Source organism: Rummeliibacillus sp. POC4 (genome assembly GCF_003576525.1).
In the GTDB taxonomy this organism is placed as follows: Bacteria; Bacillota; Bacilli; order Bacillales_A; family Planococcaceae; genus Rummeliibacillus.
Genome location: NZ_QWUA01000027.1, coordinates 37,386 through 56,237 on the forward strand (window position 1 = coordinate 37,386; position 18,852 = coordinate 56,237).

Here is an 18,852-nt window from a genome sequence, read left to right on the forward strand (position 1 = left end):
GGAGCGGGAAAGATGAAAAAAATTGAAATCTATGACCCAGCAATGTGCTGTGATAGTGGTGTATGTGGACCATCTATTGATCCCGAATTATTGCGTGTTTCATTTATTGTCAAAAATCTCGAAAACAAAAACTATCCAATTACACGCCATAATCTATCAAGTGACCCCCAAGCATTTGTCGACAACTCAGAAGTAAATGAAATGCTTACTTCTGTTGGAGTAAATGAGCTACCTTATGTATTTTTGGATGATAAGTTGATGATGACAAATCGTTATCCAACAAATGAAGAGGTTGCAAAATGGACTGGGTTAGAAATCTCAGAATTAACTAAAAAGCCGAAAGTACGATTATCTCTCCATACAAAAGGTGGCGGTCTATAATGGAACGCTTTACAAAATCACATTATCCTAAGTCCAAATATGTATTTTTTACTGGAAAAGGTGGTGTGGGTAAAACTTCTGTTGCAAGTAGCCTAGCTTATTCAATTGCTAGCGAACAAAAGCGCGTTTTATTAGTTAGTACAGACCCGGCAAGTAATTTACAAGATATTTTCAATCAGCCGTTAACGAATGAACCTTCTTTAATTCATGGTACGACATCGTTATATGCATTGAATTTAGACCCTGTGCAAGCTGCTAATGATTATAAAGAACAAGTAATAGCTCCTTATAGAGGGAAATTACCCGATGTAGCCATTCAATCTATGGAGGAGCAAATGTCAGGAGCCTGTACTGTTGAAATTGCAGCTTTCAATCAATTCTCAGCACTCTTAACAGATCAAAAGGTTCAAGAAGAATTTGACATCATTATTTTTGATACAGCCCCTACTGGTCACACTTTGCGCTTACTACAACTTCCAATGGCCTGGAGTGGATTTTTAGCTGATAATTCATCTGGAGCATCTTGTCTAGGACCTCTAGCTGGATTAGAAGGGAAAAAGCAAATGTACAAAAAGGCAGTTGACGTTTTATCAAATGCCGATCTAACTACATTAATACTTGTTACACGTCCTGATACTAATCCGTTAAAAGAGGCTGCAAGAGCATCAAAAGAACTTTCAGATATTGGAATTGAAAATCAACAGCTAATAATTAATGGATTACTAGAGGTTCCTGATTCAGAAGATGCTTATGCTAGTGCTTTCTATAAGCGTCAACGTTCAGCTATGGAAAATATGCCTGTAGAATTATCAAATTTACCTACCTATACCTTGCCGCTCGTTCCATACACCATTACATCATTAAATCGAATGGGTGCTTGGTTCAATAATATAGACATCAATGAAAGCTTACCTGATATTACAAGTGAGGATTATTCACCCCATTCATTATCGATTCATCAGTTAATCGAGGAGATTATGGAAGATTCGAAACGTATTATTTTTACAATGGGAAAAGGTGGCGTTGGTAAAACCACAGTCGCAACACTTGTCGCTTTAGGACTTGCAGAAAAAGGTGAGCGCGTTCATTTAACAACAACAGATCCTGCTGCACACATTAAGTGGGTATTAGGAGATAATAAGCCCTCAACATTAACGATTAGTAATATTGATCCGAACACAGTTTTAACATCTTATAAAAAAGAAGTATTACAAAAAGCAAGCGAATCAATGGATGAGGAGGGACTTGCCTTTGTTCGAGAAGATTTAGAATCTCCTTGTACAGAAGAAATTGCTGTATTTAGAGCCTTTGCTGAAGTTATTGAATCCCACCCCGATGAAATTATCGTAATAGATACGGCTCCTACTGGTCATACCTTGTTGTTACTTGATTCTACGGAGAGCTATCATAAGGAAATAAGTCGTACTTCAGGTGAGGTTCCAATTGCTATACAGCATTTGTTACCTACATTGAGAGATAAAGATAAGACATCGATACTTATTACAACATTACCTGAGGCAACACCTGTTTATGAAGCAGCTCGTTTACAAAATGATTTAAAACGTGCGGGATTAAATGTTTCCCATTGGATTGTCAACCAATCATTTATCAATATAAAGACAGTAAATCCTTTACTATCTCAAAAGGCAAAACATGAAGTTAAATGGTTAGAGAAAATCAATACTTTATCAAATAATCATACTGTCATAATCCCTTGGAGTCTTAAAGAACCAACAGGATTAGATGGATTACACACATTATTGGAGGAAAAATAAAATGAACATGACTGAAAATGCAAAACAATATATCTTAAGTGCGATGAAAGAAAATAATGCTGATACACTTCGCTTTTATGGAGTTGCTGGATGTTGTGGTATGAATCTAGCTGTTGGACTCGTGCCAGCTGAAGAAGGCGATCAAATCGAAAAAGTAAACGATGTTAATATTGCAATCATGCCTGAAATGGCCCAAGAGTTACAAAATGTAACGATTAATGTAGAAGAACAAGATGGAGAAATGGGTTTAGTATTAGAGGGCTACGCACCAAGTTGCGGTTGCTAAGGATATAAGATGACAGTTAATCATGCTAGCACATTATCGGTAGATTATTTTAAACGTTATTTGGAGCTTGTGATGAATGCAAGGCAATTTTCTTTAAAAGAAGCAAGTCAATATATGACTGAACAATTTTTTCGAGGTAACCCTAATTTATATGGAGAAAACACCGCCTTACATTTTAAGAAAGCAATAGTGCAAATAGAAAAGAAGGGGTATTAAATGAAAGAAATTAAACTGTTTAATATAACAAAGCAATCATCTTGCTGTGGGTCAGAATCTACTACGACTTCATGTTGTTCATCAGAAACAGTAAATGAAACATCTTGCTGTTCTTCTCCTGAAGTTAAGACGACAGAAGCGACTAACCCAATACAATTTAATTTGGATTTACCAGTTGCTATTATCGGTGCTGGTCCTATTGGTCTTGCTGCAGCAGCAAATTTAGCAATACAAAAAGTACCATTTATCGTTTTAGAGTCAGGTCAACAAGTAGCTGAAAATATTCGTAAATGGCAACATGTGCATTTGTTTAGTCCTTGGCAATACGATATAGATAAAGCAGCACGTAAGTTATTAGAAGAAACGGATTGGCAATCACCTCAGGATGATCTCTTACCAACAGGTAAAGAATTAATAGATCAATATTTAAAACCATTAAGCGAATTACCTATATTAAAAGAATCCATTCGTTACAACTCAAAGGTGGTTTCTATTTCTCGTAAAGAAAACGATAAAATGAAATCATTAAATCGTGAAAAACAACCATTTGAAATCTATGTAGAACGCAATCATAGTGTAGAGATAATAGAAGCTCGTGCCGTTATTGATGCAACTGGAACTTGGGGAAATCCTAATCCAGCAACATCGAATGGTGTTTGGCTTGCTTCTGAAAAAGAATGCCAAGATCATATTGAATATGGAATACCAAATGTTAAGGAAAATACAAATCGCTATGCAAATAAGACAATTGCTGTAATTGGTGGTGGCCATTCAGCTATTAACACATTATTAGAATTAGCCGAACTTCAAATCGAATATCCACAAACAAAATTATTATGGATTCTACGTAAAAAACATGTAGCGGATGCTTTCGGAGGAGAAGAAAAGGATGCATTAGAAGCTCGTGGTGCATTAGGTACTAAAATCCATTCATTAGTCGATTCAGGTAAAGTTAAAGTCTATACACCATTTTATACAATGCAAGTCAAAGCATTAAACGAACAATTGGAGCTTGTAGGACGTTATCATGATGAAATCATTTCTATAAAGGAAATTGATGAGTTAATCGTTAATACTGGTAATCGCCCGGACTTTTCAATTGAGCAAGAACTCCGATTATCTATTGACCCAGCTACAGAAAGCGTAGAAGCACTTGCACCACTCATCGATCCAAACGTTCACAGTTGTGGTACAGTTCGACCTCACGGAGAAGCAATTCTTCGTCAACCTGAACAAGGATTGTATATTGTTGGGATGAAGAGTTATGGACGTGCACCTACTTTCTTAATGGCAACTGGGTATGAACAAGTACGCTCGATTACAGCTTATCTTGCAGGAGATATAGAAGCTTCAAAACGTGTCGAGCTTGATTTACCTGAAACTGGTGTATGTAGTACTAACCCAAATAATACAGGGGCATCATGTTGTTAAAGTAAATATGTAAATAGTTATGTTAAGTATCAAGTCGCTATATCAATACCAACAAAAAAGAGCTTGGGGTATCCAAGCTCTTTTTACTATACTGAAGTTACTCTAGGTCTAAAAATACACAAACTATTAAGAAATCAATTGAAAAATGGAGCAGTTAGTCTTTTAGTAATTTATTATTCCATCACATTTCTAGTAAACAATTGTTTATTTGTATGAACAATGATACTTATGATCGCAAACAATAGCCCCGAAATAACGAATACGACTCTAATCCCAAACAAATCTGCTATCATTCCCATAACAAGAGAACTCACGCCGAAAATCCCAGTTCCAATCGCACCTAATGATGTATAAACAGTTGCCAACCGTTCTTTTGAAACACTAGTTTGAATAACGGATTGTTGAGGAATATTCTTGATTTGCCCGAAAATACCTGTACAGAGCGCTAAAAGTAAGGCAATGATTGGACTACTATTTAGACCAAATAAGATGATGACGAAGAAACTGGCGAATGAACCGACAAATATAAAAGTTCCTAATCTCTTTTCAACAAAAGAGGAAAATTTAATACAATAAATACTCCCTAAAATCATACCTATAAAGAATGCTCCGTTGATAAATCCCCACCATTTCTCATCGACGTTCAAAGCATCGTTGACAAACACATATAAAATGGCAGCAATCCAAACAGTTCCTGCAATAGTTTCGAGAAAGTCAGTCCAAGCAATCTTTCTTAATACAGGCGTATTAGATAAAGTTTTCCATCCTTCACTAATCTGTTCTAGAACCCCTTTTTGCTCAATTGGTTTATGATGTACACTTTCTAAAAGGCACATTAAGATACTTGCAATGACGAATAAACATCCAACTAACCAAACAAGTTGCTGAGAACTCATCACAAGTAAAAATAAACTTCCTACGAACCACATAACTGCTTGTATGACCTGCGTTACAGTATCGGCCATTCCATTAGCTCGAATTAGATGTTCTGGTTTAACATAGTATGGGATTAATGTTTGTATAATCGGATTTGCGCAACCATCAAAAAAAGCAATCAATCCTATTATTATAAAGATTAAATAGTAATTAGATGCCGTAATATGCAGTAACAATATACCTAAAATAACAAGTAAAATCGTTTTTCCAATCTGCGAACAAGCCAACAACCATTTCAGATTTACTTTTCCAACTAGAATAGGTGTCAGTAGACTAGATATAAACATAGAAGTAGTAATCGTAAATGGTACAAGTGATGATGTAGTTGCAGAGCCCGTTAAAACAAAAATCGTACTTATAATACTAACCATATATAATACATCGCCTATATTAGCGATTGACTGACCTAAAAGTAATAAAGAAAAATTTCTATTAACTTTCATGGATATATCCCCCGATATTATTAATTCAATTCAAGAATAAGAGGGAATATTAAATTGGACTAATCATTAAAATTTAGCTCCTTTTCTAGCGGATAAATCTGGGGGATATAGATTTATCACAAATTGTTTAACCTTATCTTTTGTATCAATTAGTTTAATTAGATTACTTAATTCCATAAGCATTTTTGTTAAATAAGAAATCACTTCTTTAAATATAATATCACAAAATTAATAATTTTCTTATAATAAATGTTGCATCACAATTTTACCTTACTTAGATAAAACAGCAGTACATACTGAACGAAATAGGAGGATTTAAATGGGGGAGCATATTGAAATTAGAGAGATGTTAGATACAGATTGGCCAATGGTGAAGAAAATTTATGTAGAAGGAATTGCTACAGGAAATGCAACATTTCAGACTGAAGTACCAACTTTTGAAGAGTGGACTACATCACATCATCCTACATGTAGAATGGTTGCTGTAAACAAAAAGAATGTAGTTGGATGGATTGCCATAAGCCCAGTATCTAAGCGAGTTGTATATAAAGGTGTTGGAGAAGTTAGTATCTATGTGTCCACAAAAGTAAAAAACAAAGGAATAGGAACTTTATTACTTTTAAAATTGATAGAGGAAAGTGAAAAACACGGATTTTGGACTTTACAATCTTCAATTTTCAAAGAAAACATAGCAAGTATAAAATTGCATAAAAACCAAGGATTCCGAGAAGTGGGGTTTCGTGAAAAGATTGCGCAACATAATGGTATGTGGAGAGATGTTTTGTTATTAGAACGTAGAAGTAAAAAGGTCAATTGAGTTAAAAAAGATATTATGACGAACCATCTAGCTTTAGTTACGAATTCGATTCATTACATTAAAAATAAAAAACCACCCGCAACGAGGAGAGTGCGGGTGGCGATATCGAAAGTCATTGTCGAGGAGATCGAGTTCCTTTCATGACGTTCTGCTAGTGAGCATGTGCATTTTCATGCGCAATTTTAATCTCTTCTTCTAAATGGTGATGCTGTTCTGGACTATATTCTTTTTCCATTTTGGCAACGACAACTGTTGCAACTGAATTACCGATGATGTTCGTTATTGCACGAGCTTCAGACATGAAGCGGTCAACACCGATTAGTAAAGCAATACCTTCAACAGGAATCATTGGGAATGCAGCTAATGTTGCTGCCAACGTGATAAATCCTGAACCAGTTACCCCTGCAGCACCTTTAGAGGTAATCATTAAAATCCCTAATAAGTAGATTTGTTGCCATAGGGATAGGTCAACATTGTAAGCTTGTGCGATAAACATAGCAGCCATTGATAAGTAAATAGATGTACCATCTAAGTTGAAAGAATATCCGGTCGGAACAACTAGTCCAACTACTTGTTTTGAACAGCCGAATTTTTCAAGCTTCTTCATAATTAATGGTAAGGCTGATTCCGAAGAAGATGTTCCTAATACTAGGAACAATTCATCTTTAATATAATTGATGAATTTTAAAATATTAAAGCCAAAGAATTTTGCGATTAAACCAAGTACCACGATAACAAAAAGTGCCATTGTCGTATAGACACCAAGCATTAGTTTACCTAGAGACCATAATGATGATAACCCGAAGTTACCAATTGTAAATGACATAGCGCCAAATGCACCGATAGGAGAAAGCTTCATAACCATATTAATGATTTTAAAGAAGATTTCTGAAACTTGTTCGCAAAGTTTAATCACTGGTTTTACTGGTTCACCAATTGATGCAGCGGCTACCCCAAATAGAATTGCGCAGAATAGTACTGGCAATAATTCGCCGTTTGCAAGAGATCCAAAAAAGTTATCTGGAATAATGTTTGTGATAAATGCTACAAAACCATGATTTGATTCGGCAGCTTGTTTAGTGAACTGAGTAACTGCACCAGCATTAGCTGAAGATGTATCTAAACCCCTACCTGGTTGAATAATGTGAACAACAACTAAACCGATTGCTAATGCAATGGAAGAAACTATTTCAAAATAGATCAGTGCTTTCCCACCGATTGTGCCAACTTTCTTCAAATTCCCCATGCCACCGATTCCGGTAACAACTGTTAAGAAAATAATTGGAGCGATTAACATTTTGATTAATTTAATGAAAATGTCCGCTAATACTTTTAGTTGAGCAGCGAAGCTAGGGAATAATACACCAACAATAATCCCTAAAATAATTGCACAAATAACTTGTACGGTTAAGTTTTTAAAATTAATTCTCATATCCATTCCTTCTTTGTGTGTGATGTGTTTCTTCGTTGTTATCGCTTACAAAATTATCATACTCCTATAATTCTCAAATCTATTATTATGGTTATAAAACTCTTTTTGGTCATTTTGGTCTTAAAAGTTATATAGGCTTTAAATTGTCGAGTAAATTCAGTCATATCAAGCTATAAGAAAAAGCCGAGAATAAATTCCCGACTTAAAAATTTTTTCATTATTTAATCAATTAAACTCATTTTGTACTAAAACAGTATACTTAATGATTTAGCTCTGTTTGAATTTCTTTTAAAAATGTTGCGCCAACATGATTTTTATACAGCGAATAAAGTGGCTTGAATTTAAGCTTCCATTTATTTTGTTCTGCAACAGACAATGTATTTATTTTAATATGATCTTGTTTTTTCAACTTTTCTAAATCATTCGAGTTCATTTCTTTCGCCATTTGAAAATTCCACTCAGTTGCTTCTTTCATCGCACTCAGCACATCTTCTTGAAGCTTTTGGGGAAGACTGTTCCAAAAGTCTTCATTCATTAAAACTGAATAACCTAATAAGCCATGATTCGTTAATGTAATGTTATTTTGGACTTTATAAAATCCTTTCGAATAAATATTCGATAACGTATTTTCTTGTGCATCAATTTCATGGTTTTCAATTTCCGTATATAATTCATCAAATGATGTATTCACTGATTTTGCACCAAGTAATTCAAATTGCGTTTGTAATACTTTACTTGGCATAGCACGTACTTTTATATTCTTAAAATCTTCTAATCTTACTAAAGGCTTTTCTTCCGAAATCATTTGTTTAAAGCCATTGTTCCAAAATGCTAATCCTTTTATATTTACGTGATTCAACTGGTTAAGTAATTGTTCGCCTATACGCCCATTTAATACGTTTTCTACCTCTTCATCCGTATGGAATAAGTAAGGTAAGTCTAATACTTCCCAAGAAGGAATCGTTTTTGTCATCTTAGAAAAGGTAGGAGCAATCATTTGAACATCATTATTCTGTAATGCTTTTAACTCATTATTATCATTATAAAGCATGCCATTAGGATAAATAACGACATGTATTCGTCCATTCGATTTTTGCTCTAAAAGCTCAGCAAATTTAATAGCTGCTTGACCTTTCGGCGTATCCTCTGCCACTACATGGCTAAAATTGATCACGATTTGCTTATTTAAGCCTTGTTGTTCTTCATCCACCGGTAACGTTGAATTTTGCCAAAATTGCTGACTATAACCGATATAGCTAAGAAGCAGCACAATTGTTAAAATGGCGGTTGTAATATAAATTTTCATGCAATCACCAACATTCTGACATTTTCTTTCTATTCTAACATAATTGCAAATGTTACAATATTTATATACTAACAGATTGGAGGACGAGCGGTGAAACGAAAGCAACATCTGTCTATGAACGGCAAAATTATGTCGCTCACCTTCTTCATCATTGTGTTTTCATTTTTAGTTGCAGGGATATTTGTAATTGGGAATATTTTATCCACTAAAGAAAAGGAACTTGGAAATCAAGCTATGCTGATTGCTAGAACAGTCGCAAAGCTTCCAGAAATCCAACATGAATTACTATCAGATAAAAAGCCTCAAGAACAAGCAAAAACCATTAATGAAACAATTGAAGGCATTCGTATTATAAACAAAGCAGATTATATTGTTGTGCTAAATATGGACCATATTCGTTTGTCACACCCTGTTAAAGATTTAATAGGCAAAAAGTCAAAAACAAACGATGAAAATGCAGCTTTTACCGAGCATTATTATTTGTCAAAGGCAAAAGGTGAGGTAGGTACGACAATTCGAGCTTTTGTCCCGATTATGGATGCTAAACACAAGCAAATAGGTGTCGTCATTGTAGGGTACAACTTACCAAGTATTTTCGAAATTTTGTATGGGATTCGAAAAGAAATTTTAGTTGCTACATTATTGTCCCTCCTATTTGGTGCATGGGGCGCATGGATCCTTGGACGTAATATGAAGAAGCAAATGTTTGATCTAGAGCCACATGAAATTGCCAAAATGTATACAGAACGGACAGAAACGTTCAACGCTATGCATGAAGGAATCATTACGATTGATAATGAGTTTACAGTTACTATATTCAATACAAAGGCAAAACAAATTTTAGGGGTTACAGAAGACAATTTAGTCGGTAAGAAAATATATGATATTTTACCTGATACACGGTTGCCAGAAATTCTTGATTATAATATCCCTATTTATAACAAAGAGCTCTTGATCAATCAGCATACGATTATGAGTAACCGGGTACCAATTGAAGTTGACGGCAAAACGGTAGGTGCAATTGCAATCTTCCAAGACCGTACAGAAGTGAAAAAGTTAGCAGAAGAGCTTACAGGCGTGAAAGAGTTTGTACAAGCTTTACGTATTCAAAATCACGAGCATAAAAATAAGATTCATACAATCGCTGGACTCTTGCAATTAGGTCATTATCAACAGGCGCTTAACTATATTGAAGAAGTAAAAGATAAACAAGAAGAAATAGCAAACTTCTTAAATGATCGTATTAAAAACCAAAATATATCCGGTTTGTTATTAAGTAAGATCAATCACGGGAAAGAATTAGGAATTAGCGTTGAAATTGATATGAATAGTCAACTAACTTATTTACCGGAGCAGTTAGATTTTAATGATTTCGTCGTTATTATAGGGAACCTGATTGAAAATGCTTTTGATGCATTGCAATTAGCTAAAAAAGACGAAAAGAAAGTAATGATTAGTATCGATCAAGATGACGAAACTTTATCTGTTTTAGTGGAAGATAACGGGGTCGGTATGTCACAAGAAGTAATTGAACGTATCTTTGATAACGGTTATACAACAAAAAGAAATGAGAATCACGGAATCGGCCTTTATTTAATACAAGATATCGTAAAAAAATTTGACGGTACGATAGACGTTACAAGTACACCTGGAGAAGGAACAAGTATTTATGTTACATTTTATGTATAAGAGGGGTTGAAAGGATGGACCTAATACAAGTTTTACTAGTAGAAGACGATCCGATGGTAAGACAAGTTAATCGTCAATTTATCGAACAAGTACCTGGTTATCATTTAATAGGTACGGCTAAAAATGGTGTAGAAGGCATTCAACAAATCAAACAACTTAAACCAGATCTTGTTTTTATGGATATTTTTATGCCAGAACAAGATGGTATTGAAACGTTAACAAAGATTCGTGAAAAAGGGTTAAAAGTAGATGTTATTGCTGTTACAGCAGCAAATGATATGAAGACAATTCGAAAAATGCTTCAATTAGGTGTGTTTGATTATATTATGAAGCCATTTTCGTTTGAACGAATGGAGCATACATTACAAAATTATCGTCAGTTTAAAACGAAAATCGATGGAAAGAGTGAGATGACTCAATCAGAGTTGGACCTCCTCCTTCATCATCAACAAAAGCCACATCAAACTGATACAAAACTACCTAAAGGACTTAATGCTGCTACTTTAGAGAAGATTGTCACTTATATTGGTACACAGGAGCAGTCTGTCTCAGCAGAAGAGGTAGCAAATGGTGTTGGGCTTGCGCGTGTGACTGCTCGTAGATATTTAGATTATCTTGAAAAGCAAAACAAAGTGAAGATTGACATTCAATACGGTGGTGTAGGACGTCCGGTCAATCAATATCGCTTAATTTATTAACATTAAATAGATAGGGGAGAGCGTATGGGAGAAGTGAGAGAAGTAAAAGTAGTTCCTTATGATTTCAATTGGCCAATTCTTTTTAGCGAAGAAGCAGAAAGTCTTGAACAAATACTAGTAGATGAAGTTATCGCTATTCATCATATAGGTAGTACATCAATTCCGTATATGTTTGCTAAGCCTATTATAGATGTACTCGTTGAAGTGAAAGATATTCAGAAAATAGACTCATATAATGAACAACTAACAAATAACGGTTATATTCCAAAAGGCGAAAACGGAATTCCAGGTAGGCGCTATTTGATCAAAGGAACCCTTCTCCATCGCTCACACCATATACATATGTTTCAAACAGGTGATCAGGAAATCGAACGGCATTTAACTTTTCGTGATTATTTAAAAACACATCCTGTCGAAGCAAATCAATATGCGGTGTTAAAGCAAACATTAGCTCAGCAATACCCAACGAATATTGAAGAATATATTAAGGGAAAGCATGACCTCATACAAGAGATAGATCAAAGGGCTAAAGCTTGGAAAGAAGCCTGTAGAGGAACTATTTAGCCTAAGAGGTTTTAATAACTTAATGGAGGGGGATATAGATTGATCAAAAAGATTAACATTAAGAATCTAGAAAGCGCTGAACGTGTTTTGAGTGTTCAATTTCCATCTTATAGGATAGAAGCAGCGTTACTAGATAATTATGAAATACCTCCTTTGAAAGATACTGTTGCGTCATTACATAATTGTGATGAAACATTCTTTGGATATTTTATAGATGAAGAGTTGTGTGGCGTAATATCGGTGAAACTTGAGGAAGATATAGTAGATATCCATCGTTTATTTGTTCATCCTAATCATTTGAGAAAAGGAATTGCAAAAAAACTTCTATACTTTCTTCAGGAAGAATTTCATGATGCAAAAAAAATGATTGTAACAACTGGCTCCAAAAATTCACCAGCCATAGAATTTTATCAAAAGAATGGTTTTACAATGTTAAAAGAATTAACAGTTGAAGAGAATTTATCTTTGACCTTATTCGAAAAAAATATGAACTAAAAAAGAGAGCATTAAGCAAATTGCTCTCTTTTTTTTACATAATATAACCCATGATACATGATGAAAATACCTAGAAAAATAATAATTGCAATCCAAATCGACATTTGCCAAGGTAAAAGGTATGCACCTAAGATCAATGAAGCGTTACTCAGCAAGGTAGCTCCGTTAAAGCTTAAGCTAGAAAACGCTAAGTAGGAACCTCTTTGGTCTTCTGGAATGCAATTTGCTTGTTCTGTGTTAAAAACAGGTGAATACAATAGTTCTCCAAGTGTAGCGATAAATCCTAATAAGATTAGAACAAAAAAGTTATTAGCGGAAGTTATTAAACTATAACCAATACCATATAAGATTAACCCTATTAAGAGTATTTTCTTATTGGATAATGATTTAGTCAAATTTGCTATTAAGAAAGTAAAACAAACAACTAATAACGTATTTTCAACGTTTAAAATACTATACATCCGTACCCCTTCAATTTCAAAATTGAATATTGAAATGGTATCAAATGTTTCTTTAAGGCGTACGCTTATATAACTACTAAGAGAACGTTCAGCAGTAAATACAAACATAAACCCTAACACTAACTGTACAAAACGTTTATCCATTAATGCGGTTTGATAGCTTTGTAATAAGTCAATAAACATATTGTCATTGGTTTTCTTTCTTACTGATACTTGTTCATCTTCTAACCAGATAAAATATGCTACTGAAATACCATAAGTAATAATGGTTAAAATAGCGAATAATAAAATTTGATGATTGATGTATAGTAACCCGCCTAAAATTGCTCCAAGACTGATAGACAAATTCGTTAACCAATACTCTAATGTATAAATAGCTTTTCTATTTTTAGGCGTTGATGAATCCAATATGATAGCTTCTAAAGCAGGACGCCCTAAATTGTTTGAGAAGATAAATAGCAAGTAAATGACCGCGAATAAGTAAATCGGTCTTTTTTCAGGAATAAGACATAGAGTCATGATTAATAGAAATGTAGGCGCAATCGTAGATGTCCAATAGAGAAGATGCTTTCGTTTAAAGCGATCTGCTAAATAACCTCCAATAATCCCAGAAATAAAACTTACAGCCACAGAGATTACTAATATAATTCCTGCATAAATTTTATTTTTCTCTTGTGTAAAAAACAACGCCATGAACGGCATCACAGAATTTGAAGCCATTCGATTGAAAAATGATGTGATTAATCGTAATTTAATATTTTGTGGTAATTGAAAAATATTCATGTTGTTCACCTCTCTCTTTTCAATAATAGTAAACTAGACTTATAATGTTAAAAATAGACAATATAGAAAATGATGTCTAGTTTTGAAAGGGTGAGAGAATGGATAGTATGCTTTTAAAGCTTTATCAAAACGTTAAGACAGGGGAATGTAAGCAACAACAAGTTGCTAATGTACTAGGACTATCACTTAAACAAACAACGCGTTTGTTACGGAAATGGCAAGATAATGGTTGGATAAGATACATACCTGGTAAAGGAAGAGGGAATAGCTCATATATTGAATGGCTAAAACCAGTTGAAACGATTTATCTTAAAGAGGCAATCCGATTGTTGGAAGAGGAATCTGTAGAAAATGCAGCGAAATTACTAACGTTCGATTGGTCTCCTTCAAGTAAGGAGCGGTTAACGACTCTATTTCAAACAAAAATTGGATTTATACAAGATGAAAACGATAGCCTTATCATTCCGTTACGTTTTCGATTTATCTCATTTCATCCTTTAGAGGCAATAGATGTATATAGCGCTAATATGGTCACTACACTTTATGATCGTCTTATTAATGTTGACGAAGCAGGGGACTTTACTCCAGGGATTGCGCATAGTTGGGAATGTTTAGAAGGGAAATTTCGTATTTATCTAAGAAAAGGTGTTCGTTTTCATGATGGCTCGCTGTTAACAGCTTCAGATGTTGTATCGTGTTTAGAAAAGCTTAGAAGGCATCCTAGACATGTTGACATTTGGGAACCTGTTTATCGTATTTATTCGCCAGCACCTTATGTAGTAGATTTTGATCTTCATTCATTTGCAGATTATATGCTGCCTCTATTAAGTAATACATATGCAAGTATCTATAAAGCGTACGAAGGAAATTTAATTGGAACAGGTCCTTTTTATCTTGTTGAAGATAATGAAACAAGAACGCTTATAAAGGCATTTGATACTTATTATAAAGAACGTCCACTACTTGATAGAATTGAGTTTATTCAAGTACCTACAGATTTTGAAATCATCTATCATACTTCTCAAACAGATGAAGCAGATGAGTTGTTTGAAGTGAAAAGTGATTCTGGATTTGGTGTAGTTGTTATGAATTATTGTCATGAATCTCCGCTTGAAAATCCAGATTTACGTCATTATATCCATCAAATCATTGCAAAATATCGTCATGAAATAGCTTCACATGAAAGTTTTAAAGGCTCTTATTATCCAAATGCAGAAGGGTTTCAGTTGGGGAATAGGGAAGCGTTTAACATTCCTCTCGTAAAAGAAAAACCTCGTATATATAGACCACTTAAAATGCAAGTAGTTAACTATACGAAGGAAATGTCATATTGGTTGAAAGAGAAAATAGAAGCAGCTGGTATTCAGATAGAGATTGTTCATAAAACGTTTAATGATGCCCTCTATGGGAATTTAAAAGATATTGAAGCGGATATTACTATATTCGGTGAAGTATATGAAGTGAATCCGCAATATTCGTTCTTTCATCTAGTAAAGGGATTAGATTATTTAATTTCAGAAGCATTTTCTGTCGATTCTGATATAAAGGAATTATCCTCAAACTATAAATGTACATCGATTGCAAATTGGACGGAATTAAATCATCAAATTGAAAAAATGTTAATCGAAAAATCGATTCTAATTCCACTTTACTATTCAAAAAGAATGATACCGTTTACTACAGATCTTCAAAATATTTCTATAAAAAGCTTTGGTTATGTAGACTTCTCAAGTTTATGGTTGAAACCACATATTCTTTGAATGGCTTTAGCAAAGAGGACTAACTTATATAAAAATAACCATCATACCGATAATATGATGGATATTTTTATAGTATTCTTTCAGCAGATTTAGTTTTTAAGTACTCCAAAAACGTTTGGACATCTTTCTTGGATTTTAATATGATAATTTGTTTATTTTCAGGCAAGTCATGAAGCTTTCTTAAAATATCAGGTCTTTTCATCTTAGGATAATTCCATATCCATCTTAAAAAATCAAAATCAAATTTTTCTTCGCAACCTTCTCCCATATCAGGCCTTGTTTTATTTCTGTATTTCAACATCCTTTTGAGAGCACGGTAAGTACAAATTGTTCTATTTATATCAAGAAAGATGATTGTATCTGCTGCATCCATCCTAATATCCAATGTCCCTCCATAATTTCCATCAATAAGCCATTCATCTTTTTTGACTAAATCTGTTTGAATGCTTATTTGTTCTTCCTTTGAAACGCCTTCCCAATTAGCTTTCCAAAATATCGCATCTAGATGGTATACCTGTATGTTTAAAATATTACCTAACTGTCTAGCTAATGTAGATTTTCCTGAACCTCCTGAACCGATAAGCATAATCTTTTTCATAAAAGTCTCCTTATGAATAACTATTGTTGAAGTAGTACGATTACATTATAAACCTAACAGATAATAACTTTTATTGTAATTTTAATAAAATGTAAAGAAATTGAAATAAAAGTTAATTCTAATGAAAAAATGTGGCGTATTTTTAAATAATTTGAAAAAATTGTATCACTGATGTTTATTAATCATATAAATAAGGGAATAGTGTGTAGTAGAAATAGAGGATAGGAAAGGGGGATCAGTATTGTTTTTGGTTTATATCGTACTGATTTTATCTACATGCTTAATCCCGTTAGTATTAATCGATATGAGAATAAAAGTATCAGAGAAACAATTTGAAAAAGCCATAAAAAATTTAGAATCGATGGATGATAATGTAAGTATTAATATTCAAAAAACTATACAGAATTCATATCAAATAACAGAATTAAAAACGATGATAATACACATATATAAAACCATGAAATGGAAGATCCGAAGTGGATATACAAGAATAAAGACGCACAAGAATAACGAAAAGACATAATTATATACGGAGCATTTGGTGTGAAATCCATTTGATAAAGATAAATTATTAAACAAATAAATAATACGGTGAAAAACTTCAGTATATAAAAATGCTGAAGTTTTTATTTTGTTTAAAAACTTAAAATATCTCACTATTTCAAGTATACTTTTGTAATGAAACGTAACTGCCTAGAATTTATATTATGACCGGGGCGTAGTTTAGAATAGCGATAAACACTATTCTATTCTGAATCTATGACGACTTTTTTTCACTTCTTCCATATCGATGTATTTTACACTATATTCAATTACATCGTTTATAAATAAATGATGTTTTTTCGCAAATATTTTAACCTGTTCGAGTAATTCTGAATCGTATGTAGTTTTATATTGTACACGATCTTTAGGACGGCACTTCTTATCAAACGTAATAGTATCTAGCTCTATTAGATTTTTCAGACCAGATTCCAATAAATAATTTACATGGGTGTCATTTTCAACAGCAATCTTATCTAATTGATTTAATAATGATTTACTAATATTTGTTCTAAATTTTACTCTTGCTGTATCAATTGATTGATACAATTTACCGTTTATATTTTTCCACATTGCATTCAGTCCTTATTTTAAATTTTATGCTTTAGCATAAGCGCTTTTTTAGAAATATAGTGTTCTGGTACATTATTATAAATAATTTCGGCTAGTCTTGGTAAAGTATTTTTTCCTTTCACCCATGTATTTTTTCCTTTCACCCATACTCGGAAAATTTTACGACTAGCTTGAGTCATTTCGATTGTAATTTCAGATCGTAAACCCCAATTTTGAAATACTGATAATAAACCATCTGCAAATTGTTCACTAGCAGTCGTTATATTCATTACATAACCTCTTTTTTGAACCCACCCATCACCATCTATTACTCCTCTAATAAATGATGGTAAAAACTCTTCTGGAACTTCCGGAAACGGTACAGTTAACGACTTTTTAGATGTAATTCCTAAGTTCTGAAGATCATTTTTAATGATTTTTGAATTGATCAATAAAGTTGGCACAGTTCTTGTTGGACCTGTTGGTGCAAGAACATAATCTGCATCCATATAATTAGCGATTTCTTTTAATATCGTTTCACCTTTTTGTGAAAAAGATATTGTTTGCGTACCTTTGTGTACACATCCATCTGTGATAAACATCCCTAAAACCCAAGCCATCTCATGTGTCCAATCTTTAAAGAAATGCTCATTTACTTTATGTTTTCTTGGTACACCATTTAATTTTATTCCATGTTTATTGATCACATTTCGAATAGCACGATTCGTTAAGCCGATAATAGACGATAATTCTTTGTCCGAAAGTCCACTTTTATACAAACAAATAATATCTTCATCTGTAATACCAGGTTTTCTAGGCATAGCTATCCCCTTTCTTTCCATAGATAATTAGTGATTTTCTACTTGAGATACACTAAATACTTCTTTATTTATATAATGCGAACTAACGTTCTGTTGGTCAAGAAAAGTGCTAATTTCATCTTCTTACTTCAATATTACATCTTCATTGTCTACTTACATAGTCAATATAACGCTAAAAACTACTTATCTAGGTTAAAAATAATAAAAAAGTTGCTGCCCGCAAAATACAGACAGCAACTTCAAGTACCTATGATTTAAAAATAAAGAGATTTATTAAATTTAAGACACTTGTATTTCAACCTTTTTCGGTTTCGGTGTAAACCAAGCTAAAACAAATGTGATACAAGCAAGTATAAACAAGTAGAAATATGTCTCGCCGGCTGCTGTTGCTAGTGGTGATGTTGTTGATACTTTCATTGCGTGTGTTAACTGTGTTGAGTAAATTGTGACAATGACAGCAGTACCGACTGCACCGGCTAACTGGCGTACTGTATTGTTTACTGCTGAACCATGCGACGCTAATTCGCGTGGCAATGCGTTGAGAGCCGCTGTATTAAGTGGCATGGTGATAACCTGAAACAATCACAAAGCAAATTCATTTAATGTATCGTAGCAATTAATTCTAATAAAAGCCCAGTAAAATATTACTTTTAAGCGGTAGGGTATTCTTAATTTAATCGTTCGTGTTTAAGCTATTTCGAATTTTATCCAGCCGATGGTGAAATCGCATTTTTTAGCAATTAATATGAATGATTACTTGCATTAATAGTCGATTGTTCGTGTTTATACTTTGAATATTGTAAGCTAATTTTTAATCAAGAATGATACATACCACTTACTTCAAAAACTACTTAACTAGAATAAAGAC

Annotated in this window: 19 protein-coding genes and 1 pseudogene; 12 read left to right on the forward strand and 8 right to left on the reverse strand. The window is 33.5% G+C overall.

What is annotated here, in order from left to right; genetic code table 11:
* The first annotated feature begins 12 nt into the window (after positions 1-12).
* The 5 genes from arsD to D1606_RS10140 are packed head-to-tail and all read left to right on the forward strand — an operon-like array spanning position 13 to position 4,089.
* Positions 13-381, forward strand: a complete 369-nt coding sequence (arsD, locus tag D1606_RS10120) for an arsenite efflux transporter metallochaperone ArsD (protein WP_119415895.1) — start codon at positions 13-15, stop codon at positions 379-381.
* Positions 381-2,156 (forward strand): arsenical pump-driving ATPase, encoded by a 1,776-nt coding sequence (gene arsA, locus D1606_RS10125; protein ID WP_119415896.1) that lies wholly within the window; start codon positions 381-383, stop codon positions 2,154-2,156. Before arsD ends, arsA begins: the two co-directional genes overlap by 1 nt.
* Position 2,157: 1 nt before the next feature.
* The gene (locus tag D1606_RS10130; protein ID WP_119415897.1) at positions 2,158-2,442 is read left to right on the forward strand and encodes a Fe-S cluster assembly protein HesB; all 285 of its coding nucleotides are present in this window, start codon (positions 2,158-2,160) and stop codon (positions 2,440-2,442) included.
* Between the two features lie 9 nt (positions 2,443-2,451).
* Positions 2,452-2,658 (forward strand): hypothetical protein, encoded by a 207-nt coding sequence (locus D1606_RS10135; RefSeq protein WP_119415898.1) that lies wholly within the window; start codon positions 2,452-2,454, stop codon positions 2,656-2,658.
* Positions 2,659-4,089, forward strand: coding sequence for an NAD(P)-binding domain-containing protein (locus D1606_RS10140; protein ID WP_119415899.1), 1,431 nt, complete (start codon positions 2,659-2,661; stop codon positions 4,087-4,089).
* A 173-nt stretch (positions 4,090-4,262) separates the two neighbouring features.
* On the opposite strand, the gene D1606_RS10145 is transcribed toward D1606_RS10140, so the two are convergent.
* Entirely contained in the window at positions 4,263-5,468 is a 1,206-nt protein-coding gene (locus D1606_RS10145; RefSeq protein WP_119415900.1) for an MFS transporter, read from the reverse strand.
* Between the two features lie 319 nt (positions 5,469-5,787).
* Between D1606_RS10145 and D1606_RS10150 the strand changes: the two genes are divergently transcribed.
* On the forward strand, positions 5,788-6,285 hold the full coding sequence (locus D1606_RS10150; RefSeq protein WP_119415901.1) for a GNAT family N-acetyltransferase: 498 nt from the start codon (positions 5,788-5,790) through the stop codon (positions 6,283-6,285).
* Between the two features lie 151 nt (positions 6,286-6,436).
* On the opposite strand, the gene D1606_RS10155 is transcribed toward D1606_RS10150, so the two are convergent.
* Together D1606_RS10155 and D1606_RS10160 are read right to left on the reverse strand one after the other, a co-directional pair.
* Complete coding sequence (locus D1606_RS10155) at positions 6,437-7,717, reverse strand: dicarboxylate/amino acid:cation symporter (protein ID WP_119415902.1); 1,281 nt, start codon at positions 7,715-7,717, stop codon at positions 6,437-6,439.
* 259 nt (positions 7,718-7,976) lie between these two features.
* Positions 7,977-9,023 carry a DctP family TRAP transporter solute-binding subunit gene (locus D1606_RS10160; RefSeq protein WP_119415903.1) on the reverse strand — a complete coding sequence of 349 codons (1,047 nt, stop codon included), beginning with the start codon at positions 9,021-9,023 and terminating at the stop codon, positions 7,977-7,979.
* 114 nt (positions 9,024-9,137) lie between these two features.
* Between D1606_RS10160 and D1606_RS10165 the strand changes: the two genes are divergently transcribed.
* The 4 genes from D1606_RS10165 to D1606_RS10180 are packed head-to-tail and all read left to right on the forward strand — an operon-like array spanning position 9,138 to position 12,469.
* Complete coding sequence (locus tag D1606_RS10165) at positions 9,138-10,712, forward strand: ATP-binding protein (protein ID WP_119415915.1); 1,575 nt, start codon at positions 9,138-9,140, stop codon at positions 10,710-10,712.
* Between the two features lie 14 nt (positions 10,713-10,726).
* Positions 10,727-11,410 (forward strand): response regulator, encoded by a 684-nt coding sequence (locus D1606_RS10170; RefSeq protein ID WP_119415904.1) that lies wholly within the window; start codon positions 10,727-10,729, stop codon positions 11,408-11,410.
* A gap of 24 nt (positions 11,411-11,434) precedes the next feature.
* Positions 11,435-11,974: a GrpB family protein gene (locus D1606_RS10175; protein WP_119415905.1), complete on the forward strand. Its 540-nt coding sequence runs from the start codon at positions 11,435-11,437 to the stop codon at positions 11,972-11,974.
* 39 nt (positions 11,975-12,013) lie between these two features.
* Entirely contained in the window at positions 12,014-12,469 is a 456-nt protein-coding gene (locus D1606_RS10180) for a GNAT family N-acetyltransferase (protein ID WP_119415906.1), read from the forward strand.
* A gap of 11 nt (positions 12,470-12,480) precedes the next feature.
* On the opposite strand, the gene D1606_RS10185 is transcribed toward D1606_RS10180, so the two are convergent.
* Complete coding sequence (locus D1606_RS10185; RefSeq protein WP_119415907.1) at positions 12,481-13,713, reverse strand: MDR family MFS transporter; 1,233 nt, start codon at positions 13,711-13,713, stop codon at positions 12,481-12,483.
* A gap of 98 nt (positions 13,714-13,811) precedes the next feature.
* On the opposite strand from D1606_RS10185, the gene D1606_RS10190 reads away from it, so the two are divergent.
* A complete protein-coding gene (locus D1606_RS10190; protein ID WP_119415908.1) occupies positions 13,812-15,473 on the forward strand; it encodes an ABC transporter substrate-binding protein in 1,662 nt (553 codons plus the stop codon).
* A 67-nt stretch (positions 15,474-15,540) separates the two neighbouring features.
* Here D1606_RS10190 and D1606_RS10195 read toward each other — a convergent pair whose 3' ends face one another.
* Positions 15,541-16,071 carry a DNA topology modulation protein gene (locus tag D1606_RS10195; RefSeq protein WP_119415909.1) on the reverse strand — a complete coding sequence of 177 codons (531 nt, stop codon included), beginning with the start codon at positions 16,069-16,071 and terminating at the stop codon, positions 15,541-15,543.
* A gap of 241 nt (positions 16,072-16,312) precedes the next feature.
* Between D1606_RS10195 and D1606_RS10200 the strand changes: the two genes are divergently transcribed.
* On the forward strand, positions 16,313-16,594 hold the full coding sequence (locus D1606_RS10200) for a hypothetical protein (protein ID WP_119415910.1): 282 nt from the start codon (positions 16,313-16,315) through the stop codon (positions 16,592-16,594).
* 218 nt (positions 16,595-16,812) lie between these two features.
* On the opposite strand, the gene D1606_RS10205 is transcribed toward D1606_RS10200, so the two are convergent.
* From D1606_RS10205 to D1606_RS19085, 3 genes and pseudogenes are all read right to left on the reverse strand, one after another.
* Positions 16,813-17,184, reverse strand: coding sequence for an rRNA methyltransferase (locus D1606_RS10205; protein ID WP_119415911.1), 372 nt, complete (start codon positions 17,182-17,184; stop codon positions 16,813-16,815).
* 17 nt (positions 17,185-17,201) lie between these two features.
* Entirely contained in the window at positions 17,202-17,984 is a 783-nt protein-coding gene (locus D1606_RS10210; protein WP_158582357.1) for an LAGLIDADG family homing endonuclease, read from the reverse strand.
* A 279-nt stretch (positions 17,985-18,263) separates the two neighbouring features.
* Positions 18,264-18,554 (reverse strand): annotated as a pseudogene (locus D1606_RS19085) (MFS transporter); the annotation flags it as partial.
* Between the last annotated feature and the right edge of the window lie 298 nt (positions 18,555-18,852).